Here is a 13,673-nt window from a genome sequence, read left to right on the forward strand (position 1 = left end):
GCCGGACATCTCCCCCACAGGTGGGGAGATTGGCTGCCATCGCCGTTTTCGCCAATCGCCGGCGTTGCAGAATGGGCGAGGCGCCGAAGTCGCTGATCTCCCCCCTTGTGGGGGAGATGTCCGGCAGGACAGAGGGGGGCGCTGTCCCGCCGAGGTCTCGAAGTTCACACCTCAAGAAGATCGTCCAGCCCGTTCCACTCGATATCCCGGGTGGACGCCGCCTGCAGGCTGATCCCTTGGCGCCAAGCGACGGCGGCTATTTCCGCCAGCGCCGCCCACTGCGCCTTCACAGGCGCCGGGTCGCCCGGCCAGTCGAGCAGTTCCTGGCCGTCGCGCATGGCCTTCCGAAAGCGACCGAGGGCACCAGAACGCAACGCCGCCGGCAGTCCGTAGATCCACATCGCGAGCCACACCGTTTGCGGTGTGGTGACATCCGGCGCGACTTCCGGCCCATCTTCCAGCACCGCGTCGGCAAACCGTGCCGCGTCGCGAAAAAAATGCAGGCCGCTCACGGCGCGTGGATTGCACTCCAGCGGCAGCACCCGGCCGTCCGGCTGGTGCATCAGGTCGAAGGAAATCTGCCCGGTCCATGCGGTGGCGGCCACGATGCGCTCGACCAGCTCGCGCGCTGCCTGATCTTCGACCCGCTCGAAGAAGATGCCGGCGCCCCTGCCGGCGCGATAGAGCGACCGGTAGAGCGCCAGCGCCTTGAGCCGGCCCGCGCGCGCCACCGCATAGGCGCTGATCTCCTCGCCATCGACGAAACGCTGCGCCACCCAGGGCGTGGCGGGCGAGGGGGCGATGGCATCGAGGAAGTCCGGTGTCGGACGCAGCAGCACATGGCTGGCGAAGCGCGACCAGACCGGCTTGAACACCAGCTCGCGTGACCGGCCGCGCACGGCCTGCGCATCGGCGGTCGATTGCAGCAGCACTGTTTCCGGCACGGCGAGCCCAAGCCGTTCGGCCAGCCGGATGAAGGCATGCTTGTTGTGGACTTCCGCCAGAAGCTCGATGCCGGGGGCGAACAACCGTGCCAGCATCGCCCGGCCACGCCAGGCCATGGCGAGATGAAAGACTTCCTCGCAAGTCGGGATGACCAGTTCGATGCCTTCCGACCGGATCAGCGCCTCCACCGCCTCGGCATAAGCCTGAGGCTCGAAGCGCGGTGGCGGCAGCCGATGGTAGCGCGCGCAGGCCTTGCTCGCCGCCGCGATCGGCCATGCCGGTGTGTCGGCCAGGATCACTCGACGGCCCGCGCCATCGAGCAGGCGCGCCAGATGCAGCGCCACCGGCGCGCGCGCTCCGGTGATGAGCACGGTCTGGCCAGGCGGTGCCACCCCTATCAGCCGCCCTTCAGCTGTCGAAGTATGTCTCGATTGGCCCGTAGGAGGTCCAGATAGCGCGCCTTCGCTTCGGGCTCCGCGTCGCAGTAGAAACGAAACAGCTCATTGCCACCGGTTTCGAAGCCGTGAAATGCCGGAGCTTCCTTCGTTGCCTCGCTTGTAGCTCGATCGAGCGCGAATAGTTCCTTGAAAACCGTGCCGTCTTCCGAATGCGCGACTACGACCCTTTCCATCCGACCGTTGTTGTAGAATAGCGAAATTCTCGATTGATTGCCTTTGGGATTCTCGTTGATCGCTTCCAGGACCCCGTTGCCGGGTTGATCTGGGCACTTGATTGAAACTCTGAGGAAGTCGCTATCGGCCAGGGATGCTGAACTGCAGCACACCGCAAAAAGCAATGCGATCAAGCTCGAAGCCGCACCGGAAATTTTCGTCATGGTAAGAAGCTCACGGGCAATCACTTCGGGGCGGCTAGCGGACGTTGGCGATTGACCATCTTGCGATTGCTTCGCGAAGTCAAACAACGCCTATGCCTTTGGAAACCGAAGTCGCGCTCCCCCTGGCAATCGCGCTACTTTCCGCCGACCGGCAAGGCGCGCTGGACGACATTGAGGAAGAAGCGGACGCCGATCGGAATGATGGCGTCGTTGAAGACGAAGCGGTCGCCATGCAGCCCGGCGCCCGGACCGGCATCGCCGGCGCCGATCCAAACGTAGGCGCCGTCGCCGACGCCCTGCAGCAGGAAGGTGAAATCCTCGCAGCCCATGCTGGGCTGGAACTCCGTCGCGACGCGTTCCGCACCGACAGTGTCCGCGCCCGCCAAGGCCGCGAGCGCCGCGCCGTTCGCCGGGTTCATCACCGGCGGGTAGCCGCGCTTGTAGGTCAGTTCGGCGCCGGCGCCGTGCATGGCGGCCGTGGCCTGCGCCACGCGCTCGATCTCGCTCGCGCAATGGTCGGAAAGCTTCCGGTCGTAGAAGCGGCAGGTGCCTTCGACGTTCACCTCGCCCGGCACGAAATTGTTGAAGCGGCCGCCATGGATCTGCGTCACCGACAAGACGGCCGCCGACAGCGGATCGATACTGCGGGAAACCAGCCGCTGGATCGCAGTGACGAAGCTGGCCGCGGCCAGCACTGGGTCGTCACCCAGATGCGGCATCGCCGCATGACAGCCGCTGCCGCGAAAGACGATCTCGAAATCGTCGACCGCCGCCATCTGTGGCCCAGCGCGCACGCCGATATGGCCTTCCGCAAAACCCGGCCAGTTGTGGACGGCAAACACCTGGTCGACCGGAAAGCGCTTCAGCAGTCCGTCCTCGATCATCTTCTTGCCGCCACCCAGCACCTCCTCGGCCGGCTGGAAGACGAACACCACCGTGCCGTCGAAGCTGTCGCTTTCGGCGAGCAGCTTGGCCGCGCCGAGCATCATCGCGGTATGGCCGTCATGGCCGCAGGCATGCATGACGCCGTCCTTGCGCGAGGCATAGGCCAGGCCCGTTGCTTCCTTGATCGGCAGCGCGTCGAGCTCGGCGCGCAGCGCGATCGCTTTGCCGCTCGCGCCTTTCGCCAGCGTCGCCACCACCGCGGTGGCGCTGACATCGGTGTGGACGGTCAGGCCGAATTCTTTCAGCTTCGAAGCGACGAAAGCGGCCGTCTCATGCTCGGCAAAACCGAGTTCCGGATTAGCGTGGATCGCCTGCCGCCAGCCGATCACCTCCGGGACGATCTCCGTCACTTTGTCATTCTTCCGCATCGTCCATCTCCGCATTCGTGTGTGCCGATCTAGCCGGCATCCGCGGCTCCCGTCTTGAACGGGATTGACGGGCAGGGCGGTTTCGAGAAGGCTTCCGCCATGAGCGATGCCAGCGAGCAAAGGGAACGTGAAGCAGCACAGCTGACGCGGCACGAGCGCCTCGGCGGCCTCGAAATGCTGGCCGCCCGCTATCGCGACCACGCCTATGCGCTTCACACCCACCCGACCTGGGTGTTCGGCGTCGTGGTGGCCGGCGTCGAGAAACTGCGCATCGGCCGTCGCCGGCATCTGGCACCGGCCGGCTCAATCATCATCGTCAATCCGGAAGAGCCGCATGACGGCGAGAAGGGCGCGCCCGCCGGTTGGGCCTATCGCACCTGCTATCCCGATGCCGCCCTCATGGGCGAGATCGCCGACGATCTGGAACTGTCGGGGCTGCCGATGTTCAACGGCGGGATCGTGGAAGCGCCTGATCTGGCAGGGGCCTTCGGGCGGGCGCATCGCCTGGCAGGACAGCCGCTGGAGCAGGAAGTGGCGATGCTGGCGGTGCTGCGCGAACTGGTGAGCCGCTTCGGCGACGGCAGGCACCGTGACCGCGTGTCGGACGGCGCGGAAACGGCGCGGCGCTTCCGCCTCTATGGTCAACTGATCGCCGACGATCTTGCGGCCGGTTTCGACCTCGCTCGATTGGCCGCTGCGGCCGGCGTCACCCGCTTCCAGGTCATCCGCGATTTCCACCGCGCCGCCGGCATGACACCGGGGCAATATCTGCGCGACCGCCGCATCCGCGCCGCCTCGGCGCTGATAAACACCGACATGCCGCTGGCCGAGATCGCGGCTGCGACCGGCTTCGCCGACCAGAGCCATCTCACCAGGGTGTTCAAGACGATCAAAGGGCTTTCGCCCGGCGCCTGGCGCGCCGCGGCCTAAGTCCGCCTTTGTCTATGGCTGTGGCTGCCTAGAGCTTTGCCTTGATGCGTTTCATCTTGCCGCTGGCATAATCGCCATAACGCAGCTTCGACTTGCCGTGCGGATCCTTGAATGCGTACCACTCGCCGTCCGGCAACTTGCGTTGGTAGACGACCTTGCCGGCCTGGCGATGCTCGAAGCAGGTCATGGACTTCTTTGACCCCCAGCCACCGTGCCAGGTCACGCGGTAGCAGAGCTTGCCGTCGCCGGGGATGAACCACATGCCGTCGCCGTAGCCCGGCTTGCCTTTGTCGGAGGTCCAGGCGTCGAGCTGCCGCTGCTTCACCGCGAAGAAGGCTGCGCCGTTCTTGCCCCATAGCCACGAGTGGTTTTGGTATAATTGGTAGATTCCCTCGTCGGAGACGACGGCGGCCTTTGATGCCTGGTCGTCCACCTTGTTCACGGCCTTGGCCATCGCAGGGGCCTGCGAGCCGACAACAAAAACGGAGCAGGCAAGCACCGCTCCGGCAAATTTATGCAATACCCGTTTCACGCCTTTACTCCGCCAACTGATCTACGCCACGCCCACACCCGTCTCCAAAGCCGGGCTTTGGAGCTTGTCACCCTTGAACTTGAAGCTGGAGCCCGTCCCGGCGGTACCGGAACGGGCATGGTCTCTGCGGCTTACGGCAGGACGTGCTGGGTCACCCGCCAGTCGGGCAGCCCATAGCCGTTCAGCCACGGCCACGTTTCCTTCTGGTTGAAGTAGACCACCGAAGTCAGGGCCGGGAACTCTGCATAGGACTTACGGGACTCGTCCGCCCACTTCGTCACATAATCCTGCGTTCCGACATAGCCGAGCTCAGCCACGATCACCGGCTTGTTGAATTTCGCGACACGGTCATAGCCGGGCTTCAGCGTCTCGGCAAAAGTCCGGTCGCGACCGGCTTCATCATTGTCCTTCTTCTGCAGGCCGAACACCGACAGGCCGATGACGTCGACATAGTCATCGCCGGGATAGTATTTCTCCAGGCCTTCCATCCCCTTGGGCGACCACATGTATTTGGCCGCCGGCGCCGCCTTGCGGCAGACATCGACCTCGCGCTTGTAGGCGGCGATCCAGTCCTTCGGCGCCCAGTTGGCCCAGGTGAAGCGGCCGTTGGTGTCTTCCATTTCCTGCGCCCAGCGGATCGTCACCGGGCTTTTCATCTGTCCGACCAGGTTGCAGATCGCCTGCATGTTGGCATCGTATCGACCGCCCAGGATGCCGTTACGCAGTTCGGGCGGCGTGATGCGCCAGTCTTTCGACCAGGTCCACGGCTCGATGGTGATCAGCAAGGAACGGCCGCGCTGCTGGGCGTAGGCGTCGGCCAGCGGCAGCGTCGAGAGATCGACGTCTTCCCAAGGCAGGAAGAGCTCTTCGATGGTGGCCGATTTGTCGTTGCTGAAGTCGCCATAGGGATCATAGGAGCCGAATGCCGACGCCGCCGAGCTCGTCTGCACCGGGTCCGTTCCCAAGGGCGATCCCGCCGAAGCCGGCAAGGCAAGGCTGCCGCCGACGATAACTACCGACACAAGTGCCGTTGCTGTGGAGTATTTCATGCCCAACCTCCATAGCCTCAACGAAGGAATGTTGAAGCTCGCCACAGCGTGCCGACAAGGATCGGCACGCAAACCCAGACAATCGGTCTGCCGACGTGAACTGCGGGTTTTCTGAGCGACTGGGACAGGCACACTTATGGCGCGAGGCTGTCCTTCAGAGTAATCCCCCGGGTGCTTGTACGTTGGAGTCCCCCGCGAGACTGTCGCCGCGATACTCACAAATTCGCGTCAACATTACGATATTAACCCTTCCTGATATAAGAGCCTATGCTTGGCCAGAGTCAAGTGCAATTAACCGTTACTTAACCATATCGGCGCCGGCATGGTTAACGCCATGGTTGTGATATGGCGGCCTTTGGCCAGACGTCGCGCTCGTCGGGAAACCTTGGACCGGCACACCAACCCCCAAGGGACCGCTGCGGGTAGGACTGAGGTTAACCAGTTCTCAAGAAGCTTGGTTAACGGAAGCCTAATTCTGTTGACTCTCAATTAGGAGACGCCGATTCTGCCGTGGGGATGTGAACGCTTTCGGCCGCAAGGACGGGAGCGGAAGCGGCGGCGGGTAGTATGGGCGTTTCGGTGGGTGCCGGCGTTGTCGGCGGCAATAAGCGGCGTGCGGGTCGGTCGGGCAGGGCCAACGCCGGCGTTGGCCCGAAAGGGCCTTATCTGGTGCCTGTTCTGTCGTCCAGGCAGCAATCGATCCTTCGGCTCGGCCTCGCATTCTGGATTGTCACGCTTTTCTTCTTCTGGTCCTGGTGGCTGCGGCCGCAACACATCGAACACATCGGACCCTATGCCTTTGCCACCCTCGTGCTGGCCTGGCTGACGCTGATGCCGATGTATTTCCTGCTCAACGTTCACGCCTCGCGGAAATCCTCGAAGCTGCATACCATCCCCAGGCGCTCGCGCGTTGCCATGGTGGTCACCAAGGCACCATCCGAGCCGTTCGCTGTCGTCCAGCGCACGCTGGAGGCAATGCTGGCGCAGGATTATCCGCACGACACCTGGCTGGCCGACGAGGATCCAGCCGAGGAGACAATTCGCTGGTGCGATGCGCATGGTGTGCTGATTTCGACGCGGCGCGGCCGCGAGGACTATCACCGGAAGACCTGGCCGCGCCGGACCCGCTGCAAGGAAGGCAACCTCGCCTTCTTCTACGATCACTACGGTTACGAACGCTACGATTTCGTCGCGCAGATGGATGCCGATCACGTGCCGTCGCCGAGCTATCTCAGGGAAATCCTCTATCCTTTCGCCGATCCTTGCGTCGGCTACGTTTCGGCGCCCAGTATCTGCGACAACAACGCCGACGACAGCTGGGCGGCACGCGGCCGCCTGTTTGTCGAAGGAATGCTTCACGGACCGCTGCAATGCGGCTACACGAGGAACGGTGCGCCCCTCTGCATAGGATCGCACTATGCCGTAAGGACGAAAGCGCTGCGTCAGGCCGGCGGGCTCGGGCCGGAACTCGCCGAGGATCATTCCACCTCGATGATGATCAACGCGGCTGGCTGGCGTGGCGTTCACGCCATCGACGCCATAGCGAGTGGAGATGGTCCCCAGACCTTTGCCGATCTGATCACCCAAGAATTTCAGTGGTCGCGAAGCTTGATGACTATCTTGCTGCAATATTCGCCGGCGTATCTGTCCAAGCTCAGCCCAAGATTGAGGGTTCAGTTTATTTTTTGCCAGCTCTGGTATCCCCTGTTTGCCATATATGCTCTAACTGTTTACTTGATGCCGATATATGCTCTTCTGACCGCAAGAAATTTTGCCAACGTTACCTATCCAGAGTTCCTTCTTTTTTATACGCCAAGTGCGATTACCCCAGTCGCTCTCGTGATTTTGCTGAAGAAATTTGGCCTGTCACGCCCGATGGGGGCTAAGGCGATCAGCTGGGAAGGAACGCTCTTCCATCTTTTCGCACGCTGGCCATGGATACTGGCTGGAACTCTGGCTGCAGTTCGCGACTATATGACCAAATCGTTCGTCGATTTTCGCGTGACGCCAAAGGGAAGCAGCCCAAAAACACCTCTGCCAGGTCGCGTCATTGTTCCATACGTGCTGTTGTCTGCCGTCGCTTCAATGCCGGTTCTGTTTGTCGATCAGCCGCTAAGCGCCACGGGCTTCTATTGGTTCGCTTCGCTTAGTGCGGCTATCTATGGGCTGCTCGTCGTTATTATTATTGTTAAACACCTTTTCGAGAACAAAGTACCGCTTCGAACCAATCTCGCCAAAATGACTATGCAAGCATGCCTTGCCGGCGTCGCGTTGTCTTTTCCGATTGCTGGCTTCTATCATCGAGGATTGGAAGCCATATACGGGCTTCAGCAGGGAGCCGGCGGTTTGCATATCGTCAAGATCGCCTCTTCCGTTTCTGGCGCGGGGCAAGGCGGTTCCGGGGCTCAGAATTTCTTCTTCGACCCCGGTTGGGATTCGTCACGCTGACGCCTTAGCTGCCCGTGTAGGGATTACCCGGCTGAGCGGTTCCCTTTGGATTGTCGTCCTCCATCAAACGTCAAATTTTAATAATAGTCGATCGAGCCCGGAAAGACGGCGCTCATCGTGTCGTTTGCATGAATTTTAATAAGTCCCCTCTAATATTGCTCGCATGAAGTAAGTGGCGATAGGCCGCTTGCAGGGCGCGGGAAGAAGCAGAGAAAATATATCTCCGCGCTCCGGCGAACTATTTCATCGCAGGGGACGGCAATGAAGAAATTCATGGATGGCGCGGCGGTGCTCGCCAAAAAACATGCCCGCGTATTTGTCGCTATTGCATTGGTCTCGATGGTGTGTGGCTGCCAGACCATGGATGTGGGCAAGACCGGCTCGATCAACGGCAACAAGCCGGTGGCGAACGCGCTCGGCAAGAATGTCCATTACGTTAACAAGAAGCGGCTCTACCGGGTCCATCGCAAGCCGTTGACGCAGATGACCAGCGTGACGCGCGTCAGGGAAGAGGCTTATGCGGCCTTCGTGCGGCCGCAGCGCATCCGCACACCGGCGCCGATCAAGGTGTCCTACAGCCTTGGCAGCGTTGGGCCGCTGCTCGGCCATTCGCCATGGATCTGCGGTCCAAGCGGCTTTGGCCAGCGCTCTGCCTGCCGCGCGCGCTGAACCGACACAGGCGTTCCCTTTAGAGCAGTTCATCGTTTCACGGAAACGCTGAACTGCTCTAACTATTTGTTTTTACGCAATTCCGGACGGAAAACCGTTGCACACTTTTCCTGGAATTGCTCTAGCTTCGTCGCCAGCGCGCCCGGCCGCCTATGTCGGCCTGACGGAATGAAAATCCGTTCCGGCCGGAACGCCCGGCGAGCGTGGCCGCCTTCTATGAAGCCGGCGGCTCCGGTCACGAGGATGGTTATGCCCGGACCTCGGATGAGGGTGCGGCGGGATCATTTCCGGCGTGAGCTTTTCTTGGCGCCCGCCGGCGGGGCCGGCCAGCGCCAGCCATCGCCTTCGCCATGCGCGGGCTGCGGGCGCGCCACATAGGCGAGCGAGACGTTCGCCTCGAGATAGACGCGCGACAGCATCTCGGCGAGCACGCCCGACGTCACCATCTGCAGCCCGGCGATAACCAGGAAGAAGCCGGTGAACAGCATCGGGCGCGTTCCGATGTCCTGTCCGAAAAACACCTTCAGGCCAAACAGGTAGGTCAGGACCAGGGAGCCCAGCACGCCGAGCACGATGCCGATGCCGCCGAAGAAATGGCCGGGCCTGGTGCGGTAGCGCATGAAGAAGAACATGAAGACGAGGTCGAGCACCACGCGGAAGGTGCGCGAGATGCCGTATTTCGACTGGCCGTGGATGCGGGCATGATGCGTCACCACTTCCTGGGCGATGCGGCGCGGCGTCGTCACCGTCGCCAGCCAGGCCGGGATGAAGCGGTGCATTTCGCCATAGAGGCGCACACTGCGGATGACGTTGCCGCGGAAGACCTTCAGGCTGCAGCCATAGTCCTTCAGCTTCACGCCGGTGACGCGCGCGATCAGCGAATTGGCGATGCGTGACGGCAGCCGGCGCATCCAGAAACCCTCCTGGCGGTCCTTGCGCCAGCCGGCGACGAGGTCGAGATCCTCGGTCAGCAGGCGATAGACCATGCGCGGTATGTCGAACGGGTCGTTCTGCAGGTCGCCGTCGAGCGTCGCGATGACATCGCCGCGGGCGGCGTCGAGGCCGGCCTGCATGGCGGCTGTCTGCTTGTAGTTGCGCACCAGCTCCACGCCATGCACATGCGGGCCGTACTCGACCACGAGCCGGCGGATTTCGTTCGGCGTGGCGTCGGTGCTGCCGTCGTCCACCAGCACGACTTCCCAGGGCTGGCTGTAATTCTCCATCGCCTGGTGAATGCGCGCGAGCAGCGGCTCGACATTGTCGGCTTCGTTGTACATCGGAATGACGATGGACAGCCTGTGCTCGGGCATGACGGCGCCCTCGGGCAGTCCCGAGAGAGGAATGGGAAGCACGTTCATGGCGGTCATTTCCTTGCGGGCCCCGTGGCCGGACTGTCCGGCAGCGTCGATTTCGAGGGAAACAGCCAGGCGATCGCGCCGGTGGCGACCGCCGAGCAGAGGATGAAGAGATGCAGCGCGAGAGCTGCCTGCAGGCCGTCCTTCATGGCGATGCCGGAATAGAGCAGCGCCGCCGCGGCGCCCGCCTCGTAGGTGCCGAAACCGGCGACGCCCTGCACCGGCAGGATGGCGGCGGCCTCGGCTCCGACAGCACCGGGAAAGGCGGTCTGGAAGGAGGTGCCGAGCAGCATGGCGAGCAGCCATCCCTGCACGGCGAGCTTCAACGCCCAGTTGGCCACCGTCCACCACCAGCCGTAGCGCGAGCGCCCCGTGGCCTCGGTGAAGATGTCGCGCAGCTTGCCGAGCTTCGACACGATCCTGCCGCGGCCGGCCCAATCATGCGGCGCGCGCGCCCAGCGTGGCAGATACCAGGCGACGGCAACCAGCGCCGCGATGCCCGAGACCCTGAGCGCCGGATGTAGGCTTGGCCACACCAGGCAGGCGAGCACGCCGACGACGAAGGCATCCTGCAGCCTGAACCACAAAAGCGAGGCGCTGGCGCGCACGATCGAAATGCCGAACACCTGGCGCAGCAGGATCGGGAAGGCGGTTTCGCCGCCGCGGAACGGCACCACGTTGATCATGGCGTTGTGGATCAGGATGACGCGCAGGCAGGCGCCGAAGCGGCCGTTCACCTCGTCGCGGAATTCGTCGCAGACGCGCAGCGCGCGCAGCACGTAGGTGACGAACAGGGAAAGCGTCACCGCCGCGAAGGCGCCGGGCGTGATGCTGGCGAAGGCGTCGCCCACCATCTTCCAGCGCGAGTCGCCGGCAAGCCATGCCAGCAGCGCCAGGGTGACGATTATCGAGAATGCTCTTTTCAACCAGTTCTCCGCCGGCTTTCGTCGCCGCGTCAGCGGCTACGCCGCAACGTTCATCGCCACGCGGCCATTCGCCGGCCGCCTGGCCCGCCGGTTGCCGCCGACAGGCCAACCGCGTCCAGTCCATGATCCGGCCGCAAAGGCTCTCTCACGGGCGGGTGATCCTATAGACCAGCAGCTTGTCCGAATCCACAAGCTTGGTTGCGGTCTTGTCGAGGTAGTCGATCACTCCGTCATGATGTTCGACGAACAGCCGGTCCTGATTGTCGGCGGCCTCCTTGGCGGTGCCGAAATAATCCGCGCCCTGGGCGCGCAGCTCTTCGAGCTGGGCGATCGCGACAGCGTCGTCCTCGACGAATTTCGACCATTCGACATCGCCACCGCCGGGCGGGAACACCCAGCCGCGCGCGCGGCTGTAATAGACCGCCACGGGATCGCCGACCTCGGGCGCGACGGCGACGACAAGCTCGCCCGGCCGGACCAGGCGCGCCAGCTCCTCGCCAAGCAGCTTGCCGTTCATGGCGACCGGCGCCTTCATCGTCTTGAGCAGCGGGAAGGTCGAAAGCACGAGCGCCAGCGCCGCGATGCAGATCGAGCGCAGCACGACCGCCGGGGTGAGCACGGTGCCGGTGCCGAGCGTGGCCAGCACCAGCGCGCCGCGGCCGCAGAACATAGCGAACGGCACATGGAAGATGTGATAGTTCCATGGATTGCTGGTGATCTCGCGCGCCGCCGCGAGGTAGACGATTGCCGCCGCGGCAAGCCAGACATAGGGCACGGCCGCGAGAACACGCTCGCTGGATTGAGCAGGCCTCGGCGGCATCCAGAAGCCGACGGCGATCAGCGCCATGAACGGGTAGCCGTAGAACCACCAGACGGACGTGTTCCACACCGATTTGAAGTAGAAGCTGTTCCTGAAGAACGTCCAGAAGCCGGAATCCCAGATATAGCCGCTGCCGGCCACATGGTATGGCGGGTAGGAGCGTCCGAGATAGATCGCCCAGCTGAAATAGGCGGCGATGACGGCGAGGCTGATCAGCCCGCTGACAAGCACCCTGGCCGCCTTCTTGTATCGCCGTTCGAGGATCCAGCACACCATCAGGTAGAAGATGACAGCACCCGCGGCCAACCCGGGCGGCTTTGCGAGCGCGCCCAGCGTGAAGCTCGCGGTGGCAAGCGGCAGCAGCCATGCCTTGCCGCCGGCCCAGTATTTCGCGAACAGCCATACGCCGAGCGTGACCAGCGCCAGCATCGAGGGATCGGGCAGGAACGAGCTGTCGATCATCGCCGGACCGGGCATCAGCGCATAGGCAAGGGCGGCCGCGTGCGCGTGTGCCTCGCCCCAGCAGAGCGCGGTCAGCCTGTGCAGCGAGAACACCGTCACCATGCCGAACGTCGCCGCGATCATCCGGCCGAACCAGTCGTGCCAGCCGAAGAGCTGGTAGAGCAGGGCGGTGAGATAGCTGACGATCTGGAATTCCCGCCCCTGATAGCTCGGCCCGGGGCCGGTCCAGCTCACTTCGGGAAAGAAGATGTTCCAGCTGTTTCGCTGGAAGTTGTCGGCCATCATCGCGGTGCTCGTCTCGCGCCAGCTGAAAGCGTCGACGAGCGGCTGGGTGATGTTGTGGAAACGGGCGATTGCAGCCACCACCAGGATGGCCAGCAAAATCAGCGTATGGACCTCGATGCGCACGCCGGCCATGCCCCGCCGGCGAGGCAGCGCCACGCCTTGGACATCAGCCATTTCCGTGTTGCCGGTCATCTTAGCCGCCCCCTCCCACCGCAGCTACTGTCGCACGTGATCGCCAGTAATTGTGAAAATATCACAAGATTGTAATATCCATGGTTAAATAACGGCGTGCATCGATCACTTGGGTTCTGGACTCTGTTGACATCGCGCCTCGCCGGGCTGTTAATGGCTTCAAGGGCGCTCACCGCGCCGCCATCGGGCAGACAGCCCGGGCATCGTGACGGACCGCGGAAAGCCCGAAGAAACATCTTCCACATCATGGTTACTCGACCCGGCCGGCTTGGGTTCGAGTGGGGGCTATTGACATGCGATCGCGTATCGAAACGACAGTGAAAACCACATTTCCATCGGAGCCGGGCAGGGGAGTGCGCCGGGCCGCCAAGCGCGGCTGGTTCGTGCCTCTCGTGATCGTTTGCGGTCAGCTTGCTTTTTCTGGCGCCGCCGGCGCGGCGAACGGCGCGCCGCCCGTCGAGGCCGCCGCCAAGCCCGATGCCGCGCCGACGGCCTTCGAATTGCAGCTTCTCTATGCCGACCGCACCTGGAACTGGAAGAACGGTGCGGCCTATTTCGGTCTCGACCGGCGCCTGCAGGCCTGGACGGCAGGCCAGGACAAGGCCGCCGTCGCCGAAGGCCGCTGGCTGGTGACCGACACCGGCAAGATGTGCATGGAGCTTGCCTGGCGATCCAAGACCTACGCCACCAAGCCGCAGCGCACCTGCTACAGCCACCGCATAGAGAGCGGCAATATCGAGCAGCGCAAGGATCCGGATGGCGAGTGGTACGATTTCAAACACGCCAAGGACGATCCCGCCGACGAGCATCAAAAATTCCAGGCCGGCAACACCAAGGGCGAACAGTTCGACGAAACCCGCAAGCTGGTCGACAGCAAGGGGTAGAAGCCGACACCTGGAGCGGATCGGCATT

General features: G+C 63.1%; 12 protein-coding genes. 4 read left to right on the forward strand and 8 right to left on the reverse strand.

Annotated elements, in window-relative coordinates:
• Positions 1–164 precede the first annotated feature (164 nt).
• The 3 genes from RFN30_RS03210 to RFN30_RS03220 are packed head-to-tail and all read right to left on the reverse strand — an operon-like array spanning position 165 to position 3,093.
• Positions 165–1,337: an ATP-grasp domain-containing protein gene (locus RFN30_RS03210; protein WP_320260672.1), complete on the reverse strand. Its 1,173-nt coding sequence runs from the start codon at positions 1,335–1,337 to the stop codon at positions 165–167.
• 5 nt (positions 1,338–1,342) lie between these two features.
• Positions 1,343–1,867: a hypothetical protein gene (locus RFN30_RS03215; protein ID WP_320260673.1), complete on the reverse strand. Its 525-nt coding sequence runs from the start codon at positions 1,865–1,867 to the stop codon at positions 1,343–1,345.
• Positions 1,868–1,914: 47 nt separating this feature from the next.
• Positions 1,915–3,093, reverse strand: coding sequence for an amidohydrolase (locus RFN30_RS03220; RefSeq protein ID WP_320260674.1), 1,179 nt, complete (start codon positions 3,091–3,093; stop codon positions 1,915–1,917).
• Positions 3,094–3,192: 99 nt separating this feature from the next.
• Here RFN30_RS03220 and RFN30_RS03225 point away from each other — a divergent pair, with 99 nt between their 5' ends.
• Positions 3,193–4,023: an AraC family transcriptional regulator gene (locus RFN30_RS03225; RefSeq protein ID WP_320260675.1), complete on the forward strand. Its 831-nt coding sequence runs from the start codon at positions 3,193–3,195 to the stop codon at positions 4,021–4,023.
• Positions 4,024–4,051: 28 nt separating this feature from the next.
• Here the strand turns inward: RFN30_RS03225 and RFN30_RS03230 are convergent, their stop codons facing one another.
• Both RFN30_RS03230 and RFN30_RS03235 read right to left on the reverse strand, forming a co-directional pair.
• Positions 4,052–4,555 (reverse strand): DUF995 domain-containing protein, encoded by a 504-nt coding sequence (locus RFN30_RS03230; protein ID WP_320260676.1) that lies wholly within the window; start codon positions 4,553–4,555, stop codon positions 4,052–4,054.
• 131 nt (positions 4,556–4,686) lie between these two features.
• Positions 4,687–5,604, reverse strand: coding sequence for a glycoside hydrolase family 26 protein (locus RFN30_RS03235; RefSeq protein ID WP_320260677.1), 918 nt, complete (start codon positions 5,602–5,604; stop codon positions 4,687–4,689).
• A 567-nt stretch (positions 5,605–6,171) separates the two neighbouring features.
• Between RFN30_RS03235 and RFN30_RS03240 the strand changes: the two genes are divergently transcribed.
• Positions 6,172–8,052: a glycosyltransferase family 2 protein gene (locus tag RFN30_RS03240; protein ID WP_320260678.1), complete on the forward strand. Its 1,881-nt coding sequence runs from the start codon at positions 6,172–6,174 to the stop codon at positions 8,050–8,052.
• Positions 8,053–8,313: 261 nt separating this feature from the next.
• Complete coding sequence (locus tag RFN30_RS03245; protein ID WP_320260679.1) at positions 8,314–8,721, forward strand: hypothetical protein; 408 nt, start codon at positions 8,314–8,316, stop codon at positions 8,719–8,721.
• Between the two features lie 281 nt (positions 8,722–9,002).
• On the opposite strand, the gene RFN30_RS03250 is transcribed toward RFN30_RS03245, so the two are convergent.
• From RFN30_RS03250 to RFN30_RS03260, 3 genes are all read right to left on the reverse strand, one after another.
• Entirely contained in the window at positions 9,003–10,079 is a 1,077-nt protein-coding gene (locus RFN30_RS03250; RefSeq protein WP_320260680.1) for a glycosyltransferase family 2 protein, read from the reverse strand.
• Between the two features lie 5 nt (positions 10,080–10,084).
• Positions 10,085–11,002, reverse strand: a complete 918-nt coding sequence (locus tag RFN30_RS03255; RefSeq protein WP_320260681.1) for a lysylphosphatidylglycerol synthase domain-containing protein — start codon at positions 11,000–11,002, stop codon at positions 10,085–10,087.
• A gap of 145 nt (positions 11,003–11,147) precedes the next feature.
• Positions 11,148–12,701: an ArnT family glycosyltransferase gene (locus RFN30_RS03260; RefSeq protein WP_320260965.1), complete on the reverse strand. Its 1,554-nt coding sequence runs from the start codon at positions 12,699–12,701 to the stop codon at positions 11,148–11,150.
• Between the two features lie 353 nt (positions 12,702–13,054).
• Between RFN30_RS03260 and RFN30_RS03265 the strand changes: the two genes are divergently transcribed.
• Positions 13,055–13,645: a DUF995 domain-containing protein gene (locus tag RFN30_RS03265; RefSeq protein ID WP_320260682.1), complete on the forward strand. Its 591-nt coding sequence runs from the start codon at positions 13,055–13,057 to the stop codon at positions 13,643–13,645.
• The last annotated feature ends 28 nt before the right edge of the window (positions 13,646–13,673 follow it).

The organism is Mesorhizobium dulcispinae (genome assembly GCF_033977345.1).
In the GTDB taxonomy this organism is placed as follows: domain Bacteria; phylum Pseudomonadota; class Alphaproteobacteria; order Rhizobiales; family Rhizobiaceae; genus Mesorhizobium; species Mesorhizobium dulcispinae.

Bases quoted from the DNA above. Each gene is read 5' to 3' on its own strand.
- RFN30_RS03250 (WP_320260680.1), bottom strand. From the start codon at position 10,079: ATGAACGTGCTTCCCATTCCTCTCTCGGGACTGCCCGAGGGCGCCGTC.
- RFN30_RS03245 (WP_320260679.1), top strand. From the start codon at position 8,314: ATGAAGAAATTCATGGATGGCGCGGCGGTGCTCGCCAAAAAACATGCC.
- RFN30_RS03220 (WP_320260674.1), bottom strand. From the start codon at position 3,093: ATGCGGAAGAATGACAAAGTGACGGAGATCGTCCCGGAGGTGATCGGC.
- RFN30_RS03235 (WP_320260677.1), bottom strand. From the start codon at position 5,604: ATGAAATACTCCACAGCAACGGCACTTGTGTCGGTAGTTATCGTCGGC.
- RFN30_RS03240 (WP_320260678.1), top strand. From the start codon at position 6,172: ATGGGCGTTTCGGTGGGTGCCGGCGTTGTCGGCGGCAATAAGCGGCGT.
- RFN30_RS03225 (WP_320260675.1), top strand. From the start codon at position 3,193: ATGAGCGATGCCAGCGAGCAAAGGGAACGTGAAGCAGCACAGCTGACG.
- RFN30_RS03265 (WP_320260682.1), top strand. From the start codon at position 13,055: ATGCGATCGCGTATCGAAACGACAGTGAAAACCACATTTCCATCGGAG.
- RFN30_RS03260 (WP_320260965.1), bottom strand. From the start codon at position 12,701: ATGGCCGGCGTGCGCATCGAGGTCCATACGCTGATTTTGCTGGCCATC.